This window comes from Streptomyces marianii, assembly GCF_005795905.1.
Lineage (GTDB): Bacteria > Actinomycetota > Actinomycetes > Streptomycetales > Streptomycetaceae > Streptomyces > Streptomyces marianii.
The window spans coordinates 6765399-6788292 of record NZ_VAWE01000001.1; the positions used below are offsets into that span (position 1 = coordinate 6765399).

A 22894-nucleotide genomic window follows, 5' to 3' on the forward strand; every position below is an offset into this window, starting at 1 on the left:
TGAGTACGAAGGAAGCGTCCGTTCCTTGAGAACTCAACAGCGTGCCAAAAGTCAACGCCAGATATGTTGATACCCCGTCCATCCGCACGGATGGTCGAGGTTCCTTTGAAAAAACACAGCGAGGACGCTGTGAACCGGGGAGACTATTCCTCTTCCTGGTTCCGCTCTCGTGATGTGTTCGCCCCGATCACGGGGAAGCATTCACGGAGAGTTTGATCCTGGCTCAGGACGAACGCTGGCGGCGTGCTTAACACATGCAAGTCGAACGATGAACCTCCTTCGGGAGGGGATTAGTGGCGAACGGGTGAGTAACACGTGGGCAATCTGCCCTGCACTCTGGGACAAGCCCTGGAAACGGGGTCTAATACCGGATACGACCACTGAGGGCATCCTCGGTGGTGGAAAGCTCCGGCGGTGCAGGATGAGCCCGCGGCCTATCAGCTTGTTGGTGGGGTGATGGCCTACCAAGGCGACGACGGGTAGCCGGCCTGAGAGGGCGACCGGCCACACTGGGACTGAGACACGGCCCAGACTCCTACGGGAGGCAGCAGTGGGGAATATTGCACAATGGGCGAAAGCCTGATGCAGCGACGCCGCGTGAGGGATGACGGCCTTCGGGTTGTAAACCTCTTTCAGCAGGGAAGAAGCGAAAGTGACGGTACCTGCAGAAGAAGCGCCGGCTAACTACGTGCCAGCAGCCGCGGTAATACGTAGGGCGCGAGCGTTGTCCGGAATTATTGGGCGTAAAGAGCTCGTAGGCGGCTTGTCGCGTCGGTTGTGAAAGCCCGGGGCTTAACCCCGGGTCTGCAGTCGATACGGGCAGGCTAGAGTTCGGTAGGGGAGATCGGAATTCCTGGTGTAGCGGTGAAATGCGCAGATATCAGGAGGAACACCGGTGGCGAAGGCGGATCTCTGGGCCGATACTGACGCTGAGGAGCGAAAGCGTGGGGAGCGAACAGGATTAGATACCCTGGTAGTCCACGCCGTAAACGTTGGGCACTAGGTGTGGGCGACATTCCACGTCGTCCGTGCCGCAGCTAACGCATTAAGTGCCCCGCCTGGGGAGTACGGCCGCAAGGCTAAAACTCAAAGGAATTGACGGGGGCCCGCACAAGCGGCGGAGCATGTGGCTTAATTCGACGCAACGCGAAGAACCTTACCAAGGCTTGACATACACCGGAAAGCATCAGAGATGGTGCCCCCCTTGTGGTCGGTGTACAGGTGGTGCATGGCTGTCGTCAGCTCGTGTCGTGAGATGTTGGGTTAAGTCCCGCAACGAGCGCAACCCCTGTCCTGTGTTGCCAGCGGGTCATGCCGGGGACTCACAGGAGACCGCCGGGGTCAACTCGGAGGAAGGTGGGGACGACGTCAAGTCATCATGCCCCTTATGTCTTGGGCTGCACACGTGCTACAATGGCCGGTACAATGAGCTGCGATACCGCGAGGTGGAGCGAATCTCAAAAAGCCGGTCTCAGTTCGGATTGGGGTCTGCAACTCGACCCCATGAAGTCGGAGTCGCTAGTAATCGCAGATCAGCATTGCTGCGGTGAATACGTTCCCGGGCCTTGTACACACCGCCCGTCACGTCACGAAAGTCGGTAACACCCGAAGCCGGTGGCCCAACCCTTGGGAGGGAGCCGTCGAAGGTGGGACTGGCGATTGGGACGAAGTCGTAACAAGGTAGCCGTACCGGAAGGTGCGGCTGGATCACCTCCTTTCTAAGGAGCACTTCTCACCACCATCGGTGGTCAGAGGCCAGAACATCGGCGAACGTCCGATGCTGGTAGCTCATGGGTGGAACGTTGACTACTCGGCACGATCGGGATGATGGATCACTAGTACTGCTTCGGCGTGGAACGTGAGTCTGGTCGGACTGGTCGGGTCGGGCACGCTGTTGGGTGTCTGAGGGTATGGGCCGTTGTGGCTTGTCCTTCGGATCGCCGGCCCCGGTGAACTCGCTGCTTGTTGTGGCGGGGTGGTGGGTGGCTGGTCGTTGCTTGAGAACTGCACAGTGGACGCGAGCATCTGTGGCCAAGTTTTTAAGGGCGCACGGTGGATGCCTTGGCACCAGGAACCGATGAAGGACGTGGGAGGCCGCGATAGGCCCCGGGGAGCTGTCAACCGAGCTGTGATCCGGGGGTGTCCGAATGGGGAAACCCGGCAGTCGTCATGGGCTGTCACCCGCTGCTGAACACATAGGCAGTGTGGAGGGAACGAGGGGAAGTGAAACATCTCAGTACCCTCAGGAAGAGAAAACAACCGTGATTCCGGGAGTAGTGGCGAGCGAAACTGGATGAGGCCAAACCGTATGTGTGTGAGACCCGGCAGGGGTTGCGCATGCGGGGTTGTGGGATCTCTCTTTCATCGTCTGCCGGCGATGAGGCGAGTCAGAAACCGTTGATGTAGGCGAAGGGCATGCGAAAGGCCCGGCGTAGAGGGTAAGACCCCCGTAGCTGAAACATCAGCGGCTCGTTTGAGTTATTCCCAAGTAGCACGGGGCCCGAGAAATCCCGTGTGAATCTGGCGGGACCACCCGCTAAGCCTAAATATTCCCTGGTGACCGATAGCGGATAGTACCGTGAGGGAATGGTGAAAAGTACCGCGGGAGCGGAGTGAAATAGTACCTGAAACCGTGTGCCTACAAGCCGTGGGAGCGTCGGGATCTTCGGATCCTCGTGACTGCGTGCCTTTTGAAGAATGAGCCTGCGAGTTAGCGGTGTGTAGCGAGGTTAACCCGTGTGGGGAAGTCGTAGCGAAAGCGAGTCCGAACAGGGCGGTTGAGTTGCACGCTCTAGACCCGAAGCGGAGTGATCTAGCCATGGGCAGGTTGAAGCGGAGGTAAGACTTCGTGGAGGACCGAACCCACCAGGGTTGAAAACCTGGGGGATGACCTGTGGTTAGGGGTGAAAGGCCAATCAAACTCCGTGATAGCTGGTTCTCCCCGAAATGCATTTAGGTGCAGCGTCGTGTGTTTCTTGCCGGAGGTAGAGCACTGGATAGGCGATGGGCCCTACCGGGTTACTGACCTTAGCCAAACTCCGAATGCCGGTAAGTGAGAGCGCGGCAGTGAGACTGTGGGGGATAAGCTCCATGGTCGAGAGGGAAACAGCCCAGAGCATCGACTAAGGCCCCTAAGCGTACGCTAAGTGGGAAAGGATGTGGAGTCGCAGAGACAACCAGGAGGTTGGCTTAGAAGCAGCCACCCTTGAAAGAGTGCGTAATAGCTCACTGGTCAAGTGATTCCGCGCCGACAATGTAGCGGGGCTCAAGCGTACCGCCGAAGTCGTGTCATTGCGATATGTACCCCCAACGGGGATCGTGATGGGTAGGGGAGCGTCGTGTGCCGGGTGAAGCAGCCGTGGAAGCGAGTTGTGGACGGTTCACGAGTGAGAATGCAGGCATGAGTAGCGATACACACGTGGGAAACGTGTGCGCCGATTGACTAAGGGTTCCTGGGTCAAGCTGATCTGCCCAGGGTAAGTCGGGACCTAAGGCGAGGCCGACAGGCGTAGTCGATGGACAACCGGTTGATATTCCGGTACCCGCTTTGAAACGCCCAGTATCGAGCCCATTAATGCTAAGGCCGTGAAGCCGTCGGCTGAGTCTTCGGACGAGGTCGGAGTGGTGGAGCCGCTGATCCAAGGTGGTAGTAGGTAAGCGATGGGGTGACGCAGGAAGGTAGTCCAGCCCGGGCGGTGGTTGTCCCGGGGTAAGGGTGTAGGACGTCACGTAGGCAAATCCGCGTGACACGTAGTCTGAGACCTGATGCCGAGCCGATTGTGGTGAAGTGGATGATCCTATGCTGTCGAGAAAAGCCTCTAGCGAGTTTCATGGCGGCCCGTACCCTAAACCGACTCAGGTGGTCAGGTAGAGAATACCGAGGCGTTCGGGTGAACTATGGTTAAGGAACTCGGCAAAATGCCCCCGTAACTTCGGGAGAAGGGGGGCCACGCCTGGTGATGGGATGTACTCCTTGAGCTGGGGGTGGCCGCAGAGACCAGCGAGAAGCGACTGTTTACTAAAAACACAGGTCCGTGCGAAGCCGTAAGGCGATGTATACGGACTGACGCCTGCCCGGTGCTGGAACGTTAAGGGGACCGGTTAGCTCCATTTCGGTGGGGCGAAGCTGAGAACTTAAGCGCCAGTAAACGGCGGTGGTAACTATAACCATCCTAAGGTAGCGAAATTCCTTGTCGGGTAAGTTCCGACCTGCACGAATGGCGTAACGACTTCTCGACTGTCTCAACCATAGGCCCGGTGAAATTGCACTACGAGTAAAGATGCTCGTTTCGCGCAGCAGGACGGAAAGACCCCGGGACCTTTACTACAGTTTGATATTGGTGTTCGGTTCGGCTTGTGTAGGATAGGTGGGAGACTGTGAAGCTTGGACGCCAGTTCAGGTGGAGTCGTCGTTGAAATACCACTCTGGTCGTGCTGGATGTCTAACCTGGGTCCGTGATCCGGATCAGGGACAGTGTCTGATGGGTAGTTTAACTGGGGCGGTTGCCTCCCAAAGGGTAACGGAGGCGCCCAAAGGTTCCCTCAGCCTGGTTGGCAATCAGGTGTTGAGTGTAAGTGCACAAGGGAGCTTGACTGTGAGACCGACGGGTCGAGCAGGGACGAAAGTCGGGACTAGTGATCCGGCGGTGGCTTGTGGAAGCGCCGTCGCTCAACGGATAAAAGGTACCCCGGGGATAACAGGCTGATCTTCCCCAAGAGTCCATATCGACGGGATGGTTTGGCACCTCGATGTCGGCTCGTCGCATCCTGGGGCTGGAGTCGGTCCCAAGGGTTGGGCTGTTCGCCCATTAAAGCGGTACGCGAGCTGGGTTTAGAACGTCGTGAGACAGTTCGGTCCCTATCCGCTGTGCGCGTAGGAGTCTTGAGAAGGGCTGTCCCTAGTACGAGAGGACCGGGACGGACGAACCTCTGGTGTGCCAGTTGTCCTGCCAAGGGCATGGCTGGTTGGCTACGTTCGGGAGGGATAACCGCTGAAAGCATCTAAGCGGGAAGCCTGCTTCGAGATGAGGACTCCCACCCACTTGATGGGGTAAGGCTCCCAGTAGACGACTGGGTTGATAGGCCGGATATGGAAGCCAGGTGACTGGTGGAGTTGACCGGTACTAATAGGCCGAGGGCTTGTCCTCAGTTGCTCGCGTCCACTGTGTGGTTCCCGGGTTGCGAACAGTCGCACCGGTCGAACCAGATCCACTTGATCAATTGAAAAGTGTGCTTGTTCGCTCGAACCCGATAGGGTTTCGGTGGTCATAGCGTTAGGGAAACGCCCGGTTACATTCCGAACCCGGAAGCTAAGCCTTTCAGCGCCGATGGTACTGCAGGGGGGACCCTGTGGGAGAGTAGGACGCCGCCGAACAATCTTTCAGGACCCGTGGTCCCAGCGTTCAGCTGGGACCACGGGTCCTTTTTGTTTTGTGTGTTTCCCTCGAAGCGCGTCGGTTGGCCGGCTGCGCGAGAATTGACTGCGGTACTCGAAGACAGGAGCCTCACCGATGCCCACCAACTCAGCCGACGATCGTCCTGAGCGCGAGCCGCGCCGCCGAGACGGGGGCGGCGACCGGGGCGGCTATCGCGGGGGCCCGCGTCGGGACGACAGCCGTGGGAGCGGCTACCGTCGCGACGACCGTGGTGGTTTCCGTCGCGACGACCGCGACCGTGGGGGGTCGTTCCCTCGCGACGACCGTGGCTATGGGCGCCGCGACGACCGCCGGGAGGACAGCCGCGACGGTCGCTTCCCCCGCGACGAACGAGCCTACGGTCGTCGAGACGAGCGTCGTGATGATCGTGGTCCGCGTCGTGATGACGACCGTGGTGGTTACGGGCGTCGTGATGACCGGGACCGTGGTGGTTTCCGTCGGGATGACCGGCGTGATGATCGTGGTCCGCGTCGTGACGATGACCGTGGTGGTTTCCGTCGGGACGAGCGTCGTGATGATCGTGGTCCGCGTCGTGATGACGACCGTGGTGGTTACGGGCGTCGTGATGACCGGGACCGTGGTGGTTTCCGTCGGGACGAGCGTCGTGATGATCGTGGTCCGCGTCGTGACGATGACCGTGGTGGTTTCCGTCGGGATGACCGTCGTGATGATCGTGGTCCGCGTCGTGATGACGACCGTGGTGGTTACGGGCGTCGTGATGACCGGGACCGTGGTGGTTTCCGTCGGGACGAGCGTCGTGATGATCGTGGTCCGCGTCGTGACGATGACCGTGGTGGTTTCCGTCGGGATGACCGTCGTGATGATCGTGGTCCGCGCCGTGACGATGACCGTGGTGGTTACGGGCGTCGTGATGACCGGGACCGTGGTGGTTTCCGTCGGGATGACCGTCGTGATGATCGTGGTCCGCGTCGTGACGATGACCGTGGTGGTTTCCGTCGGGACGAGCGTCGTGATGATCGTGGTCCGCGTCGTGACGATGACCGTGGTGGTTTCCGTCGGGACGAGCGTCGTGATGATCGTGGTCCGCGCCGTGATGACGACCGTGGTGGTTTCCGCCGTGACGACCGGGCGCGTGGTCCGCGCCGGGACGACCGGCGTGACGACCGGCCCCGTGGGGGCTACCGGGGCCGGGACGACCGTGGGGGGTACGGGCGCCGTGACGACCGACGTGACGACCGTGGCCGGGATCGGGACCGGGAGCCGATCAAGCGGCTGCCGATCCCCGAGGACGTCACCGGTGAGGAGATCGACAAGGACGTCCGGCAGGAGCTCCAGAGTCTGCCCAAGACACTCGCCGAGGACGTCGCGAGGAACCTGGTCATGGTCGCGCGGCTGATCGACGAGGACGCGGAGCAGGCGTACGGCTACTCGCGGGTGGCGCTGCGGCTCGCGTCCCGGGTGGCCGCGGTTCGCGAGGCCGCGGGCTTCGCCGCGTACGCGACGCAGCGGTACTCGGAGGCGCTGGCGGAGTTCCGTGCCGCGCGCCGGATGACCGGCAGTGTCGAGCTCTGGCCCGTCATGGCCGACTGCGAGCGTGGCATGGGTCGGCCCGAGCGGACACTGGCGATGGCCGGCGAGGCCGAGGTGCAGAAGCTCGACAAGGCGGGTCAGGTCGAGATGCGGCTCGTCGCGGCGGGCGCCCGCCGCGACATGGGGCAGTTGGACGCGGCCATCGTGACGCTGCAGAGCCCCGAGCTGGCGTCGAACGCACTGCAGCCGTGGACCGCGCGACTTCGGTACGCGTACGCCGACGCCTTGCTGGCCGCCGATCGGGAGTCCGAGGCGCGCGAGTGGTTCGCGAAGGCCGTCGAGGCGGACAAGGACGGTTCGACCGACGCCTCCGACCGGCTCGCCGAGCTGGACGGCGTGGAGTTCGTCGACGCGTTGGTCGACGAGAGCGACACCGAGAACGACACCGAGACCGGCACCGGGTCCGCAGCGGAGGACGCCGGGATCACGAAGGACGCCGAGGGGGGCGGTGAGACCGGCGCCCGCCCTGCCGACAGCGCCACCCCCGAGTCCGCGGGAGGGAGCTCCGCACGCGGCGAGAGCGATGTGCACGGCGAGGACCACGGCAACCAGGCCTGATCCGGTTGCCGCGCGCCCACGGGTGCGTTCGCGGACAACACCGGGGCCCGGTCCCCGAGCGGAACCGCTCGGGGACCGGGCCCCTCGTGCTTGGTCCGTGCGTGCTCAGTCCAGGTTCAGGCTGCGCAGCACCAGGCCCGTCGCCGGCTTCGGGCCGAAGGATGTCGACTTGCGCGGCATCGTGACACCCTGCCGTGCCAGGTCCCGTACGACCTCCTCGCGCACCGGGTGCATCAGGACCGCCGTGCCTCCCCGGCGTTCGGCCTGGACGACCGCGGCCTCGGTGTCGTGGATGTAGGTGATCTCCTCGGGCGAGTCCGGGATGTGCCAGATCCGCTCCAGCAGGGTGGCGTGGAGGACGGTCGCGTCGAGCCGGCGCCAGGCGTCCGGGCGGTCGGCAGGTACCGTGCGCTCCAGGAGCGCGGGGTCGGGGCGGTCGATCAGATGGAAGCGGCCGTCTCCGGCGAGGACGAACGCGTTCCCCTCGCCGACGGCCTCCGCAAGGGCGCCGAGCGCGTGCGACAGCCGCCCTTCGATCTCGCGGACGCGGAAGAGGCCGTCGACGGCCGCGAGCGCGTCCCCGATCGGCAGCCGGTTCAGCAGCCGGTGGATGGCGCGGACCTGGAGGGGATAGCGCGCGGTGTCGATGAGCAGCACCAGGCCGTAGCTCCAGGCGCCGGGCGCGGTCTGCTCGTCGCGCAGCCGGAGGTAGGTTGCCCAGCGGTGGTGGCCGTCGGCGATGAGGGCCTGCTGGCGGGCGAGGTCGGATGCGATGCCGGCGAGGTCCCCGTCGTCGGTGACCGACCAGAGGCGGTGGCTGAAGCCGTCCTCGGTCGTCGTCGACAGCAGCGGTTCCTCCTGGATGACGCGCTCGATGACGGCGCTGGCCCCGTTCGCGGGCCCCTCGCTGCGGTAGGTGAGGAGCAGGGGCTCGAGATTGGCGCCGGTGGTGCGCATCAGGGCCGTGCGGTCGGCCACCACGTGCGGCATCACGTCCTCGTGGGGGAGGACGACGCCCTCCTCGGGGGCGGACAGTGCCAGCGCCCCGATGATGCCGCGCTGCAGGATGACCCCCCTGCGCTGTTCGTAGACGTACAGCGCGGGCTGCGGGTCGGGAGCCAGGACGCCCTCGGCGATCCAGCGGTCGAGGGTCTCGGCCGCCTGCTCGTGGCGTTCGGCGGCGGTCGCCGCCTGGGGGAGGATCAGCCGGACGATGTTGTACGGGTCCGCGGACTCGAGGTGGTGCAGCCCGTCGGGCCGTACAACGACGTCGTAGGGGGGCGAGGTCACCGCGGCAAGGCTGCCGACCCGCTCGGGAACGTAACGCAGTCCACGGAACGGGACCATGTGCAGACCTTCGGTCGCCCTGCCACCTCGCGCGCTCATTGGTGCATCGTATGTGTCCGGGGTGATGCGCGATGATCGGGGGAGTGCGCGGCGATCGCGACGCGCCACCGATCGACGGCCCCGGCCGGGTGGACCGGGAGCCGGGAGCGAGGAGCGGACCAGCATGGGCGAGCAGGGCAGGACCAGGCCGGGCGGCAGCGCGCGGGCGCTGAACGAGGTGTACGACACCGCTCTGCTCGATCTCGACGGGGTGGTGTACGCCGGCGGGGAGGCGGTTCCTTACGCGGTGGAGTCGCTGGAGACCGCGCGTGCCGGCGGGATGCACCTGGCGTACGTCACCAACAACGCCCTGCGGACGCCGGACGCGGTGGCGCGACATCTCACCGAGTTGGGCGTGCCGGCGGAGGCGGTCGACGTCATCACCTCGGCGCAGGCCGTGGCCCGGCTGATCGCGGAGCAGGTCCCGGCCGGTTCCCGGGTGCTCGTCGTCGGCGGCGAGGGGCTGCGGGTGGCGCTGCGCGAGCGCGGTCTGGAGCCGGTGGACTCGGCCGACGACGACCCGGCCGCCGTGGTCCAGGGGTACGGCGGGCTCGAGCTGACGTGGGGCCGGCTCGCGGAGGCGTCGTACGCGGTGGCGCGCGGGGTGCCGTGGTTCGCCTCCAACACGGACCTGACGATCCCGAGTGCCCGCGGGATCTCGCCGGGTAACGGAGCGGCGGTCGAGGTCGTACGGATCACGACCGGTGGTGTGCCGCAGATCGCGGGGAAGCCGCTGCCCCCGATGCACCGGGAGACGGTCCTGCGGACGGGGGCCGAACGGCCGCTGGTGGTGGGTGACCGTCTCGACACCGACATCGAGGGCGCGTTCAACGGAGGGGTGGACTCGCTGCTCGTGCTGACCGGGGTGACGGACCCGGCGCAGCTGCTGCGGGCGGAGCCGCGGCACCGGCCGACCTACGTCGACGCGGACCTGCGGGGGCTGCTCACCGGACAGCCCGAGGTGGAGTCCGCCTCGTCGGGGGACGGTCTCGTCTGCGGCGGCTGGACGGCCTCCGTGCGCGACGGCGCGCTCGTGATCGAGGGGGACGGCCAACAGCTCGACGGCTTGCGGGCGTTGTGCGCCGCGGCCTGGACGCACGCGGGGGACGGGGCCGGATCCCCGGAGGCGGGGAAGGCGCTCGCCCGGCTCGGCTGGTGAACGGCCGCGCGGCGAAAGGCCGGTGGGCCGGGGTCCCGGCGGCTCCCTGATCGAAGCCGAATGGGAGGGTAGGCTAACCTAACCACGTGTTGGTCGACAGTCCCCCCGAACAGAGCGCGGCCCGGACGCCCGCGGCAGCCGCGCCCGAACCGCGCAAGCGCCACGCGCTGCGCGCGGCCGGCCTGCTGCTCGCCGTAGGTGTCCTGCTGCTGGTCTGTGTCGCGAGCATCGCGATCGGTGCCAAGGCTGTACCGGTCGCCGATGTGTGGCACGGGCTCTTCCAGAACTCCGGCACGGGCAACGACGTGGTGATCCGCGACGTCCGGGTGCCGCGCACCGTGCTCGGCCTGCTGGTGGGTGCCGCCCTGGGCCTCGCCGGCGCGGTGATGCAGGCGCTGACCCGCAATCCGCTCGCCGAGCCCGGTCTGCTCGGGGTCAACGCGGGCGCGGCCGCCGCGGTCGTCACCGCCATCGGCTTCCTCGGGGTCACCTCGATCACCGCGTATGTGTGGTTCGCCTTCCTCGGCGCCGGCGTGGTCTCGGTGGTCGTGTACGTGCTCGGCGGCAGCCGCGGCGCCACGCCGGTACGGCTCGCCCTCGCCGGTACGGCCGCCACGGCCGCGCTGTTCGGCTACGTCAACGCCGTACAACTGCTGGACTCCGCGGCCCTGGACCGGCTGCGCTTCTGGACCGTGGGCTCGCTCGCCTCGGCCGATCCCGCGACGATCGGGAAGGTGGCACCCTTCATCGGCGCCGGGGTGGTGCTGGCGCTGCTGATCGCGCGGCCGCTCAACGCACTGGAGATGGGCGACGACACCGCCCGTGCGCTCGGTGCCCGTCTGACCAGGACCCGGGTGCTGGCCATGGCCGCGGTCACTCTGCTGTGCGGTGCGGCGACCGCCGCCTGCGGGCCCATCGTCTTCATCGGGCTGATGGTCCCGCATCTCGTCCGGGCCATCACCGGCCCCGACATGCGGTGGATCCTGCCGTACGCGGCGGTGCTGTCGCCCGTGCTGCTGCTCGGGTCGGACGTCGTGGGCCGGGTGGTCGCCCGTCCCTCGGAACTGCAGGTCGGCGTCGTCACCGCGTTCATCGGCGGACCCGTGTTCATCTACCTCGTACGGCGCAAGAGGATGGCCCAGCTGTGAAGGCCGTGAAGGCGATACGCACCCCGGGCGGGCTGTCCGTCCGCGTGGACCCGAGGGCGGCGCTCGTCGCCCTGCTGCTGCTGGCAGCGGCGCTGGCCGTCGCCGTGGTGCTCGTCGGCAGCGGCGACTTCCCGATGACGCCCGGCGAGGTCGTCGCCACACTGCTGGGAGACGGCACGCCCGCACAGGAGTTCATCGTCCGGGACCTGCGGCTGCCGCGGGTCCTGGTGGCGCTGCTGGTCGGCGCGGCGCTCGCGGTCGGCGGGGCGCTCTTCCAGTCCATCTCGCGCAACCCGCTGGGCAGTCCGGACGTGCTCGGGTTCGGCCAGGGGTCGACCGTGGGCGCGCTGACGGTGATCGTGCTGTTCAGGGGCGACGCCTTCGCCACCGCGGGCGGCGCGATCGTCGGTGGACTGGTGACCGGCGCCCTCGTCTACCTCCTCGCCTGGAAGCGGGGCGTGCACGGCTACCGGCTCGTGCTGATCGGCATCGGTATCGCCGCGATGCTCACCGGCGCCATCCACTACCTGATCACCAAGGCCAACCTCGTCGACGCCACCCGCGCCGTCGTGTGGATGACGGGCTCGCTCGACGGCCGCGACTGGAGCCAGTTCTGGCCGCTGCTCGCCGTCTGCGCGGTGCTGGTGCCGCTGTCGCTGGCGTACGGACGGCCCCTGCGGATGCTGGAGATGGGTGACGACGCGGCGTACGCGCTGGGGATCCGCGTCGAACGGACCCGTGCCGTGCTCATGGGCTCCGCGGTGCTGCTCACCGCGGTCGCCACGGCGGCGGCCGGCCCGATCGTCTTCGTCGCGCTGAGCGCCCCGCAGCTCGCCCGCCGACTGACGCGCTCGCCCGGTCCGAACCTGGCCGCGAGCGCCGTGATGGGCGCCGCCCTGCTGGTCGTCGCGGACTGGGCCGCCACCTCGGCGTTCGGTGACCGCCGGCTCCCGGTCGGTGTCGTCACCGGGGTGCTCGGCGGCGTCTACCTGCTCTGGCTGCTCGTCACCGAACGCAAGGCGGGCCGGATATGACGGCCGGCGCCGGGCGTACGAGCGCAGACCCGCACCAGACCGAGAAGAACCCCAGGAGTACGTCCATGCAGCGCCTCACCGCGGAATCGGTCACCCTCGGCTACGACCGGCGGGTGATCGCCGAGGAACTCTCCGTCGAAATACCCGACAACTCGTTCACGGTCATCGTCGGCCCGAACGCCTGCGGCAAGTCCACGCTGCTGCGGGCCCTCTCACGGATGCTGAAGCCCACTCGGGGCCGGGTGCTGCTGGACGGGCAGACGATCCACTCGATGCCCGCGAAGAAGGTCGCGCGGACGCTCGGCCTGCTGCCCCAGTCGTCGGTGGCGCCGGACGGCATCACGGTCGGGGACCTGGTGGCCCGCGGCCGCTATCCGCACCAGCGCCTGCTGCGCCAGTGGTCGCCGGAGGACGAGCGGATCGTCCGGGAGTCGATGGCCGCGACCGGGGTGGGCGAACTCGCCGACCGCTATGTGGACGAACTGTCGGGCGGGCAGCGCCAGCGCGTGTGGATCGCGATGGCACTCGCGCAGCAGACTCCGCTGCTGCTGCTCGACGAGCCGACCACCTTCCTCGACATCCAGCACCAGCTGGAGATCCTCGACCTCTGCGCCGAACTGCACGAGGCCCAGGGCCGCACGCTCGTCGCCGTGCTGCACGACCTCAACCAGGCCGCGCGATACGCGACCCATCTGATCGCGATGCGGGACGGGAGGATCGCCGCCGAGGGCGCGCCCGGCGAGGTCGTCACCGCCGAGCTGGTCGAGCGGGTCTTCGGGGTCCGTGCTCAGGTGATCGACGACCCGGAAACGGGTACGCCGCTGGTGGTGCCGCTGGCCCGGCGCGGCAGGGCCGCCCCGGACGTCTCCCTGCCCTCGGCCTCCGGCGCGGCGGCAGGGGCGACCGCGGCGGCGCCCTGAGACACCGTGGCCGTGACGGGTCGTCTCAGGGCGCCGCCGTCACAGCAGTGCCCGCAGGCGCAGCAGATCGCGGAAGCTCGCCTCGAGCCCGACCCGGCCCGAGGCCCACGCCTTCGCGAAGTTCAGCTGTCCGTCGACCATCGCCAACAGGTCGTCGCCGGTCATCGCCAGCCGGATGTCGGCCTTCTCCGCGGGGGGTCCGTCGAGCGTGTCCAGGACCGCGATCCGGCCGGCCTTCAGGCGCCCGGTGAAGGTGACGTCCAGGTCCTTGATGTGGCAGCTCAGGGATCGGTCGAGCGCGGCCGCGCTGCGCACGTCCCCGTCCGCCGTTGCGAGATTGTCCGAAAGTCTGTCGAGTGCGCCGCGGCACTCCTCTGTCGTCGCCATTGTGATCGACGGTACCCCAGGGCTTCGCGGTAGCGTCTGGGCATGAGCGACTCGATCGAAACGCCCCGGACGGCGCACGAGGTGTCCGGGACGGCGCACGAGGTGTCCGGGACGGCGCCCGGCGGGCCCGTGGCGCCGTACCCGGTGCCCGGTCCGGCGGCGGGCTCCCCGTCCGCGGGGCGCGTGCCCGCCGGTGCGGACGGCGATCCGGCCGGCGGGGAGGACACCGGGAACGGTGCCGCGACCGGGGCCGTGGCCGAGGAGCCGTACGACCCGGCCGCCCCCGCACCCCTGGGCGTCGAGCGCGTCCCCACCGGTCACGCGGGGGTCGACGCGCACCTCGAGCGGCTGGCCGACGCCGACCACCTCCCGGCGGACGGCCATCTGGAGGTGTACGAGGATGTACACCAAGGGCTCCGCTCCGCGCTGACCGCGCTGGACGCCCCACCGGACGACTCGTACGACCACAGGAGCTGAACCGAACGTGGCAGGAGTGGCACGCCGCCGTCTCGACGCCGAGCTGGTACGCCGCAAGCTCGCCCGCTCGCGCGAGCACGCGAGCCAGCTGATCGCGGCGGGGCGGGTGACCGTCGGCGGCAACACCGCCGGCAAGCCCGCCACCCAGGTCGAGACCAGTGCCGCCATCGTCGTCGCCCAGGACGACGGCGACCCCGAGTACGTCTCGCGCGGCGGCCACAAGCTCGCCGGCGCGTTCGCGGCCTTCGTTCCCCGGGGGCTGCGGACGGAGGGACGGCGGGCGCTGGACGCGGGCGCCTCCACCGGCGGGTTCACCGACGTGCTCCTGCGGGCGGGCGCCGCCCATGTCGTCGCCGTCGACGTCGGCTACGGCCAGCTCGCCTGGTCTCTCCGGAGCGATGAACGCGTGACGGTCAAGGACCGTACGAATGTGCGCGAGTTGACGCTGGACGCGATCGACGGGGAGGCGGTGGACCTGATCGTCGGGGACCTGTCCTTCATTCCGCTTGGCCTGGTGCTGCCCGCGCTGGTGCGCTGCGCGGCCCCCGGCGCCGATCTCGTCCTCATGGTCAAGCCGCAGTTCGAGGTCGGCAAGGAGCGCCTCGGCAGCGGCGGAGTGGTCCGCAGCCCGGAGCTGCGTGCCGAGGCGGTGCGGACGGTGGCACGCCGGGCGGGCGAGCTGGGGCTCGGCGTGCTGGGAGTGACCGCGAGTCCGCTGCCGGGGCCCTCGGGCAATGTCGAGTACTTTCTCTGGCTCCGGGCCGGGGCACCGGAGCTCGACCCGGTGGATGTCGAGCGCGCAGTGGCGGAGGGGCCGCGTTGACCGATACCAGCGAGACCACCATGGACGCGCGGACACGGACCCGTACCGTGTTCCTGCTGGCCCACACCGGCCGGCCCGCGGCGATCCGCAGTGCCGAACTCGTCGTCCAGGGCCTGCTGCGCGCGGGGATCGGGGTGCGGGTGCTCGCCTTCGAGGCCGCAGACCTCCCGCTGCCGCAGTCGGTGGAGACCGTGCCCGAGGCGACGCCGGAGGTGCTCGACGGGTGCGAGCTGCTGATCGTGCTCGGCGGCGACGGGACGCTGCTGCGCGGTGCCGAGTTCGCCCGTGCCTCGGGGGTCCCGATGCTCGGGGTCAACCTGGGACGGGTCGGGTTCCTCGCGGAGGCGGAGCGGGACGACCTGGACAAGGTCGTCGACCGGGTCGTGACCCGGGAGTACGAGGTCGAGGAGCGGATGACGATAGACGTGGTCGTCCGCCGCAACGGCGACATCGTGCACCGTGACTGGGCGCTGAACGAGGCGGCCGTGCAGAAGGTGTCCCCGGAGCGGATGCTCGAGGTCGTCCTGGAGATCGACGGGCGGCCGGTGACCGGCTTCGGCTGCGACGGCATCGTGTGCGCCACGCCGACGGGGTCGACCGCGTACGCGTTCTCGGCGGGTGGGCCGGTGGTGTGGCCAGAGGTCGAGGCGCTGCTGATGGTGCCGATCAGCGCCCACGCCCTGTTCGCGAAGCCCCTGGTCACGTCGCCGTCCTCGGTGCTGGCGGTCGAGGTGCAGCCCAACACCCCGCACGGTGTGCTGTGGTGCGACGGGCGCCGGGCCGTCGAGCTGCCCGCCGCGGCCCGGGTGGAGGTGCGGCGCGGTGAGGTACCGGTACGACTGGCCCGGCTGCACCACGCCTCCTTCACGGACCGGCTGGTGGCGAAGTTCGCGCTGCCCGTCTCGGGCTGGCGGGGCGCCCCGCACGGCGACGCGTGAGATGAGCCCGCGCGGTCGGCGGGTGGGGTGGTGCGGGCGGCGACGGGTGCTGCGCCGTTGCGGCCCGCACGGCGACGCGTGGGGTGGGCCCGCGCGGTCGGCGGGTGGGGTGGTGCGGGCGGCGACGGGTGCTGCGCCGTTGCGGCCCGCACGGCGACGCGTGGGGTGGGCCCGCGCGGTCGCGCGGCGGTCGGCCGACAGGCGCTGCGGTGGCGCGCGGTGGAGCCTGCGGCGGGTGACGCGCGGGTCGCGCAGGCCACCCCCACGGGTGATGACGGTCGCGCCGACCTGCGGCTGAGTGCCCGGGAGGCGGGGGCCGTCGCACACCCGGCCCGGGACCTCGTAAGGTCTTCTCCGTGTTGGAGGAGATGCGGATACGGTCGCTCGGGGTCATCGACGACGCCGTCGTCGAGCTGTCGCCGGGGTTCACGGCGGTCACCGGTGAGACCGGAGCGGGCAAGACCATGGTCGTCACCAGCCTCGGGCTGCTGCTCGGCGGGCGAGCCGACCCCGCCCTCGTACGGATCGGCGCCAAGTCGGCTGTCGTGGAGGGGCGGGTCAGCGTGTCCCCGGGTGCCCCCGTGGCGGTACGGGCCGAGGAGGCCGGTGCCGAACTCGACGACGGGGCGCTGCTGATCAGCCGGACGATCTCCGCGGAGGGCCGCTCCCGGGCGCACCTCGGCGGGCGCTCGGTGCCGGTCGGCATGTTGACCGAGCTGGCGGACGATCTCGTCGCCGTGCACGGGCAGACCGACCAGCAGGGGCTTCTCAAGGCCGCTCGCCAGCGACAGGCCCTGGACCGGTACGCGGGTGACGCCGTCGCCGGGCCGCACGCCAAGTACGCGGCCGCGTACCGGCGGCTGAAGGCCGTCTCCGCCGAACTCGCCGAGCTGACCACCCGCGCCCGTGAACGCGCCCAGGAAGCCGATCTGCTGCGTTTCGGACTGGACGAGGTCGCGGCCGTCGAGCCGCGGGCCGGCGAGGACGTGGAGCTGGCCGCCGAGGCCGAGCGGCTCGGGCACGCCGAGGCCCTGGCCTCCGCCGCCTCCGTGGCGCACGCGGCGCTCGCCGGGAATCCGGAGGACCTCGAGGGTGTCGACGCGACCACGCTCGTCGCCGGTGCCGGGCGGGCCCTGGAAGCCGTCCGGTCCCACGACCCGGCGCTGGCCGCGCTCGCCGACCGGATGGGTGAGATCTCCATCCTGCTCGCCGACGTCGCGGGCGAACTCGCCGGGTACGCCGACAACCTCGACGCCGATCCGCTGCGGCTCGCGGCGGTCGAGGAACGGCGCGCCGCGCTCGGCGCGCTCACCCGCAAGTACGGCCAGGACGTCAACGCCGTCCTGGCCTGGGCCGAGGACGGCTCCGGCCGGCTCACCGAGCTGGAGGGCGACGACGACCGGATCGGCGAGCTGACGGCGGAACGCGACGCGCTGCGCGCCGAACTGTCCGGCCTCGCCCAGGCGCTGACCGACGCCCGTACGGCGGCGGCGGATCGTTTCGCGGAGGCCGTGACGGCGGAGCTGGCGCATCTCGCGATGCCGCACGCGCGCGTCACGATCGAGATCCGCCAGAGCGACGACCCCGAGGGTGTCGTGGTCGACGGGCGCACGGTCGCGTACACGTCGTCCGGTGCAGACGAGGTCGAGCTGCTGCTCGCCCCGCACCCGGGTGCCCAGCCGCGGCCGATCGCCAAGGGCGCGTCCGGCGGTGAGCTCTCGCGCGTGATGCTGGCGGTGGAGGTCGTCTTCGCGGGGACCGACCCGGTGCCGACCTATCTCTTCGACGAGGTCGACGCGGGCGTCGGCGGCAAGGCGGCCGTGGAGATCGGCCGGCGCCTCGCCAAGCTCGCGAGGACCGCGCAGGTGGTCGTGGTGACCCATCTGCCGCAGGTGGCGGCGTTCGCCGACCGGCAGCTGTTGGTCGAGAAGACCAACGACGGATCGGTGACCCGGTCCGGCGTCACCGTCCTGGAGGGCGAGGACCGGGTGCGCGAGCTGTCCCGGATGCTCGCCGGCCAGGAGGACTCGGAGACGGCGCGGGCACACGCCGAGGAACTGCTGGCGACGGCGCGCGCGGAGGTCTGAGCGCACGGGCGGGACCGGGCACGTCCGGCGGGCGCGTGGCGCGGGCGACCGACGGACCGGAGACTGCGGCGTGGTTCCGTCCGGGCGGCCGTCGCGGCCGCCGTGCGAGGCCCTCGACGGCCCACGGGCTCCGGGCGGGGCCGAGCCGGGACCGCCTACACCTGCCCGGTGCCGGGCGGGACCGTCATCTCGCAGAGGCGCTGTGGCCGTCACCCGGGTGGTGTACGGGCGCGTTGCGGGCGCACGCACGGCGGCGTGCGCGGTGGGAGCACACCAATGACGCCCTAAGCACGCCCCGAAGTCCCGGAGCAACCGTCCCCGCCCGGCAAACGCCGCCGCAAAACCGCCTCGGGCGAGCGGATGACCGCCGGTGTGCGCTCACCCGTGTGGGTGATCCGGTCGGGGCTGTTGAGGCCCCGGACACGGGAACGACATCCAGGCGGTGCCGGAACGTGCGTACGGACTGGCATCCTTGGCGCGTGACACAGCTGCGTACGGTCCAGGTACTGGGCGGCGGCAGCGCGGGCAGCAGCGCTCACGTCAGGTCACTGGCCGGGGGCCTGGTGGCGCGGGGAGTGGGGGTGACCGTGTGCGCCCCCGCACCCCTGGAGCACGAATACGACTTCCCCGGCGCCGGGGCACACTTCGTGCCCGTGCCGCGCCGCAGCGACCCCGCGTCGGTCGGGGCGCTCCGTACGGTGTGCGCGGGAGCGGACGTCGTCCACGCGCACGGTCTCGACGCCGCGGTGCGGACCGCACTGGCGATCAGCGGGCAGCGCGTGCCGTTGGTGGTCACCTGGCACACCCGGACCCAGGCCGCGGGCGCGCGCGGCAGGTTGCTGCGGATGTTGGAGCGGAGGGTCGTGAGAACCGCGGCCGTCGTGCTCGGTACGTCGTCCGAGCTGGTGGAGCGCGCCCGGAGCCGTGGCGCGCGCGACGCCAGGCTCGCCCCGGTCGCCGTACCGCCGCCGGGCCCGGACCGGCCCGAGAGCAAGGTGCGGGCCGAACTGGGCGCGGTCGAGCGGCCGTTGCTGACGGCCGTCGGCAAGCTCGAACCCGGCCGCGGCCACGGCACCCTGCTCGACGCGTCGCACCGGTGGCTCGGTCTCGACCCCGTTCCGCTGGTCGCCGTCGCGGGGGAGGGGCGGGAACGTGCCGCGCTGCAGCGGCGCATCGACCGGGAGGGCCTGCCGGTCCGGCTCCTCGGCAGCCGCGACGACGTCGGCGAACTGCTGGCGGTGTCGGACCTCGCGCTACTCCCGAGCCGCTGGGAGGCCCGTTCGCTCCTCGCCCAGGAAGCCCTCCGGCTGGGCGTGCCCCTCGTGGCGACCCGGGTCGGCGGTACGCCCGAGCTCGTGGGCACGGCAGCCGAACTCGTGCCGTACGGCGACGCCGTCGCCCTCGCCACCGCGGTCAGCCGACTGCTGGCGGATCCCGAACGCCGCCGCAGGCTCGCGGCGGCGGGCCGGGCCCAGGCGGCGACCTGGCCGACGGAGGACGAGACCATCGCCCAGGTCCTGAGCATCTACGACGAACTCACGCAGCCGCCGGGCCCGCGTACGGCCTGATCGCGGCGGCCGGCTCACGGCTCTCCCCGCTCCACTTCGCCGAGGTCCTCGAGTGGCCGGGCAGACCGTCGTTCGCCACGCCGCGGTCTCCCGCGACGGCCCACCGAGCAGCAGCACGAATCGACTCGTTCGACGGGATCACCCCATGAAGACGGGATCACCCCATGAATGGGTCATGCGTGGGAGCACCGAGCACCGCCCTCCGAATCAGCAGCCGGCGGCCCGTGAAAGCGTGCTCGGGAGCAGACCCGAGGGGCGCCGTTCCCCCTCGCTGAGTATGTCGGCGGACTCACTGAGTGTGTCGGCGGGCCCGCAGGGCCAGGGACAGGGCGAGGACGGTCTGCGGGTCGTCCAGATCCGTTCCGAGGAGTTCGGAGATGCGGGCCAGCCGGTTGTAGAGGGTCTGGCGGTTGAGATGGAGCTCGCGGGCCGTCTCGGCCTTGCGGCCGGCATGGGCGAGGAACGTCTGGAGGGTGGGCAGCAGCGGCGGGCGCGACGTGCGGTCGTGCTCCAGGAGCGGGCCGACCGCGCGGTCCACGAACGCCGCCAGGTCCGGATGGTCCCGCAGCCACCACAGCAGCAGGTCGATGTCGAGACGGCGGGCGTCGTACCACGGCCGGTCGGGCAGTCCCTGCGCCGCCGTCGCCGTCTCCGCCGCGTGCCGCAGGCCGGCCGAGGCCGCCGCCCAGCCGCCGGGGACGCCCACGACGACGACCGGTGGATGGATCCCGGCCCGGGCAGGGCCCGACATCCCCGCTCGCTCCAGGCCGGCGCGCAGCGCCGCCGCGACCCGGTCGGCCACCGCCGTCCGCTCCGACTCGGAGCGCAGGCCCAGCAGCAGCGGCACCCGCCCCTCGACGGGCCGCACTCCGAGGAGCACGGGGACGCCGACGGACGCCAGCTCATCCAGTACCGCCCGGGCGAGCAGCGCCCAGTTGCCGGACGGCGAGGACTCGGGCGCGATCCGCATCACCACCGGCAGCAGCGGGCCGTCGCCGGGCCGGAAGCCGAGGACCCTCGCCTGGGCGGGCGCGTCCTCCGCCGTGATCCGGCCCTCGCCGAGGTCGGTCAGGAAGTCGCCGCGGCCGCGCGCCGCCAGTTCCTCCTCCTGCCGGGCCTGCATGAGGACGACCGCGAGCATCCCGGCCGCGCGCTCGGCCGCCATCCGGTGCACCGGCAGCAGGGGCCCGGACACGGCCGGCAGCACGAGCCGCGCCCGTACCGCCCCGGCCCCGTGCCCTCCGCCGGGCACGTCCACGAGGACCGATCCGGACGGTGGTCCCGCCTCCCGCGCCGACCGCTGTCCGCGCAGCCCCTCCCACACCTGGAGCGGATCGGCCGCGGCCGGCCCGGTGCCGGTGCCCGCCGCGTACAGCAGCCGGCCGTCGGCGGCCTCCAGGAACACCGGGTTGGCGGTGAAATCAGCCAGGATGCGCAGCACTTGGGGGATGCCGCCGCCTTCGAGGAGCGCCCGTGTGCACTGCCGGTACACCTCTTCCGCCTGCTGCAGCAGCGCGTAGTGCCCGTTGACGATCTCGGTGTGGACCTCCTCGGTCACCGCGACGAACGGGACCTCGCGGTGGAGCTGGATCAGCGGCAGTGCGGCCGTCCTGGCGGCCTCGACGATGCTGGCGGGCAGCCGGGTGAAGCGGGGACCGAGTTCCACGACCAGCGCCGCGATCCCGCGGTCCGCGAGCCGGCGCACGAAGGCCCGCTGCTCCGCGGGCCGGGTGCCCAGGGCCAGGCCCGTCGTCAGCAGCAGTTCGCCGCCCTTGAGCAGCGAGGCGATGTTGGGCACCTCGCCGGCGTGCACCCAGCGCACGGTGCGGTTCAGCCGGTCCGCTCCGGCGACGACCTCCGGGAGTCCGCCGCGCAGCGCGGGCAGTTCGAGCGCCCGCTGCACGGTGATCCCACCGCCCTGTGTTTCCATTGCCGGGACGCTACCTGGGCGAGAGTTCGAAGGACAACTGTCAGTCCGGCTTGATGTTGTGGTTCAGCCGGAACACGTTGTCCGGGTCGTACGCGGCCTTGACGTCGGCGAGGCGCCGGTAGTTCTCGGCCCCGAATCCGGCCACCACCCGCTCCCGGCCCTCGTCGCCGATGAAGTTCAGGTACACCTGGCCGACGGACCACGGCTTCACATCGGTCCGGGCGTCGCGGACCCACTGCCGTCCGCGCTCGTCGTCCGCCGGGTCCTCCCAGATGCCGAAGGGGTGCAGGACCCATTCCGCGGTGCGCCAAGGCAGCGGCCAGCCCGAGTCGTCACGGCTCAGCGCCCCGCCCATCGGGAAGAGGATGTGCTGGGAGTTGGACGGCACGATCATGCTGTCGGCGCGGGCGCAGAACGCGTCCACAGCCGGGTCCGGCAGGTCCCGGAGGTACTCCGCCGACCAGTAGTTCCGCAGGCCGGGCGGGTCGTCGATCATGCACTGGAGCTCGGCGTACGGAAGCTCCATGAGGATCTCGGCCTCATGGCCGAGACCGAGCAGCGGCGCGGCGGTCTTGCGCAACTCCTGCTCCGGGCCGGCGTAGGTCACCAGCGCCAGGGCCACGGCGCGTCCCACCAGGTGCTCGGGCATGAAGTCCTCGGGCGGGCCGGTGAGATAGATGAAGCCGCCGCCCATCTCGTCGGGCGCGGACTCCAGCACATCCCGGTACACGGGGAGCACTTCTTCCCCGCGTTCCGAGGGGAAGAAGAGGAACGCGACGGACATGGCGGGCAGCGGGTGCAGTCGCAGCGTCAGCGACGTGGCCACCCCGAAGTTCCCGCCGCCGCCGTGCAGCGCCCAGAAGAGTTCCGGGTTCTCCTCCTCACTCGCGCGCACCTCGGCGCCGTCGGCCGTCACCAGATCCACTGCCACGAGGCTGTCGCAGGCGAGGCCGAACTTCCGCTCCAGCCAGCCGGATCCGCCGCCCAGGGTGAATCCGGCCAGTCCGGTGGTGGAGGCCCGTCCGCCCGTGGTCGCCAGCGCGTACGGCTGGGTGGCCCGGTCCAGGTCGCTCATGGTGGCCCCGCCGCCGGCACGGGCCGTCCGGGCGTCCGGATCCACCGTGACGGTGTGCATCCGCCGCATGTCGACCACGAGGCCGCCGTCGGTGGTCGCCAGCCCCGCGACGCCGTGGCCGCCACCGCGGACGGCGAGCTCGAGGCCGTGGTCCCGGGCGAACCGGACCGAAGCGGCGACGTCGGCGGCCGACTCGCACTGGGCGATCACCGAGGGCCGCCGGTCGATCATCGCGTTGAAGAGCGCCCGGGCCTCGTCATAACCGGCGGCGTCCGGGGTGATGGCCTCACCGGCCAGGGAGTCGCGGAGTCCCGTCAGAGCCGGCTCCGCGAACGGTTGGGGCGCCATGATGCCCCCTTCCGGGGCGCGAACAGGACCTTCTCATCGTAGGTACGAGCGGTCCCGCCGCGCACATCCA

General features: G+C 69.8%; 15 protein-coding genes and 3 rRNA genes. 14 read left to right on the top strand and 4 right to left on the bottom strand.

Going from position 1 to position 22894, the window contains the following annotated elements; genetic code table 11:
- Positions 1-200 precede the first annotated feature (200 nt).
- From FEF34_RS30660 to FEF34_RS30680, 5 genes are all read left to right on the top strand, one after another.
- Positions 201-1718: ribosomal RNA gene (locus FEF34_RS30660) — 16S ribosomal RNA — on the top strand.
- 311 nt (positions 1719-2029) lie between these two features.
- Positions 2030-5147, top strand: a 23S ribosomal RNA gene (locus tag FEF34_RS30665).
- A gap of 110 nt (positions 5148-5257) precedes the next feature.
- Positions 5258-5374: ribosomal RNA gene (gene rrf / locus FEF34_RS30670) — 5S ribosomal RNA — on the top strand.
- The 16S, 23S and 5S rRNA genes sit together here, the layout of an rRNA operon.
- Before the next feature lie 269 nt (positions 5375-5643).
- Complete coding sequence (locus FEF34_RS43320) at positions 5644-6792, top strand: hypothetical protein (RefSeq protein WP_234042617.1); 1149 nt, start codon at positions 5644-5646, stop codon at positions 6790-6792.
- Entirely contained in the window at positions 6675-7544 is an 870-nt protein-coding gene (locus FEF34_RS30680; protein WP_234043268.1) for a tetratricopeptide repeat protein, read from the top strand. Before FEF34_RS43320 ends, FEF34_RS30680 begins: the two co-directional genes overlap by 118 nt.
- 105 nt (positions 7545-7649) lie before the next feature.
- Here the strand turns inward: FEF34_RS30680 and FEF34_RS30685 are convergent, their stop codons facing one another.
- On the bottom strand, positions 7650-8891 hold the full coding sequence (locus FEF34_RS30685) for a DUF1015 domain-containing protein (protein ID WP_138057821.1): 1242 nt from the start codon (positions 8889-8891) through the stop codon (positions 7650-7652).
- A 163-nt stretch (positions 8892-9054) separates the two neighbouring features.
- Between FEF34_RS30685 and FEF34_RS30690 the strand changes: the two genes are divergently transcribed.
- From FEF34_RS30690 to FEF34_RS30705, 4 genes are all read left to right on the top strand, one after another.
- Positions 9055-10089 carry an HAD hydrolase-like protein gene (locus tag FEF34_RS30690; RefSeq protein WP_138056064.1) on the top strand — a complete coding sequence of 345 codons (1035 nt, stop codon included), beginning with the start codon at positions 9055-9057 and terminating at the stop codon, positions 10087-10089.
- An 89-nt stretch (positions 10090-10178) separates the two neighbouring features.
- The gene (locus FEF34_RS30695) at positions 10179-11237 is read left to right on the top strand and encodes a FecCD family ABC transporter permease (RefSeq protein WP_138057822.1); all 1059 of its coding nucleotides are present in this window, start codon (positions 10179-10181) and stop codon (positions 11235-11237) included.
- Positions 11234-12271 carry a FecCD family ABC transporter permease gene (locus FEF34_RS30700; RefSeq protein WP_138056065.1) on the top strand — a complete coding sequence of 346 codons (1038 nt, stop codon included), beginning with the start codon at positions 11234-11236 and terminating at the stop codon, positions 12269-12271. The genes FEF34_RS30695 and FEF34_RS30700 overlap by 4 nt, the downstream gene beginning before the upstream one ends.
- 65 nt (positions 12272-12336) lie before the next feature.
- A complete protein-coding gene (locus tag FEF34_RS30705) occupies positions 12337-13191 on the top strand; it encodes an ABC transporter ATP-binding protein (RefSeq protein ID WP_138056066.1) in 855 nt (284 codons plus the stop codon).
- Positions 13192-13230: 39 nt separating this feature from the next.
- Here the strand turns inward: FEF34_RS30705 and FEF34_RS30710 are convergent, their stop codons facing one another.
- On the bottom strand, positions 13231-13578 hold the full coding sequence (locus FEF34_RS30710) for an SCP2 sterol-binding domain-containing protein (protein ID WP_138056067.1): 348 nt from the start codon (positions 13576-13578) through the stop codon (positions 13231-13233).
- A gap of 42 nt (positions 13579-13620) precedes the next feature.
- On the opposite strand from FEF34_RS30710, the gene FEF34_RS30715 reads away from it, so the two are divergent.
- From FEF34_RS30715 to FEF34_RS30735, 5 genes are all read left to right on the top strand, one after another.
- Entirely contained in the window at positions 13621-14055 is a 435-nt protein-coding gene (locus tag FEF34_RS30715; RefSeq protein ID WP_138056068.1) for a hypothetical protein, read from the top strand.
- Positions 14056-14062: 7 nt separating this feature from the next.
- Positions 14063-14878 (top strand): TlyA family RNA methyltransferase, encoded by an 816-nt coding sequence (locus FEF34_RS30720; RefSeq protein ID WP_138056069.1) that lies wholly within the window; start codon positions 14063-14065, stop codon positions 14876-14878.
- A gap of 20 nt (positions 14879-14898) precedes the next feature.
- Positions 14899-15816 carry an NAD kinase gene (locus FEF34_RS30725; RefSeq protein ID WP_138057823.1) on the top strand — a complete coding sequence of 306 codons (918 nt, stop codon included), beginning with the start codon at positions 14899-14901 and terminating at the stop codon, positions 15814-15816.
- Between the two features lie 368 nt (positions 15817-16184).
- Positions 16185-17903, top strand: a complete 1719-nt coding sequence (recN, locus tag FEF34_RS30730; protein ID WP_138057824.1) for a DNA repair protein RecN — start codon at positions 16185-16187, stop codon at positions 17901-17903.
- 479 nt (positions 17904-18382) lie between these two features.
- The gene (locus FEF34_RS30735; protein ID WP_138056070.1) at positions 18383-19471 is read left to right on the top strand and encodes a glycosyltransferase family 4 protein; all 1089 of its coding nucleotides are present in this window, start codon (positions 18383-18385) and stop codon (positions 19469-19471) included.
- A 289-nt stretch (positions 19472-19760) separates the two neighbouring features.
- Here FEF34_RS30735 and FEF34_RS30740 read toward each other — a convergent pair whose 3' ends face one another.
- Together FEF34_RS30740 and FEF34_RS30745 are read right to left on the bottom strand one after the other, a co-directional pair.
- Positions 19761-21401, bottom strand: coding sequence for a PucR family transcriptional regulator (locus tag FEF34_RS30740; protein WP_138056071.1), 1641 nt, complete (start codon positions 21399-21401; stop codon positions 19761-19763).
- A gap of 40 nt (positions 21402-21441) precedes the next feature.
- Positions 21442-22824 (bottom strand): FAD-binding oxidoreductase, encoded by a 1383-nt coding sequence (locus tag FEF34_RS30745; protein WP_138056072.1) that lies wholly within the window; start codon positions 22822-22824, stop codon positions 21442-21444.
- Positions 22825-22894 lie beyond the last annotated feature (70 nt).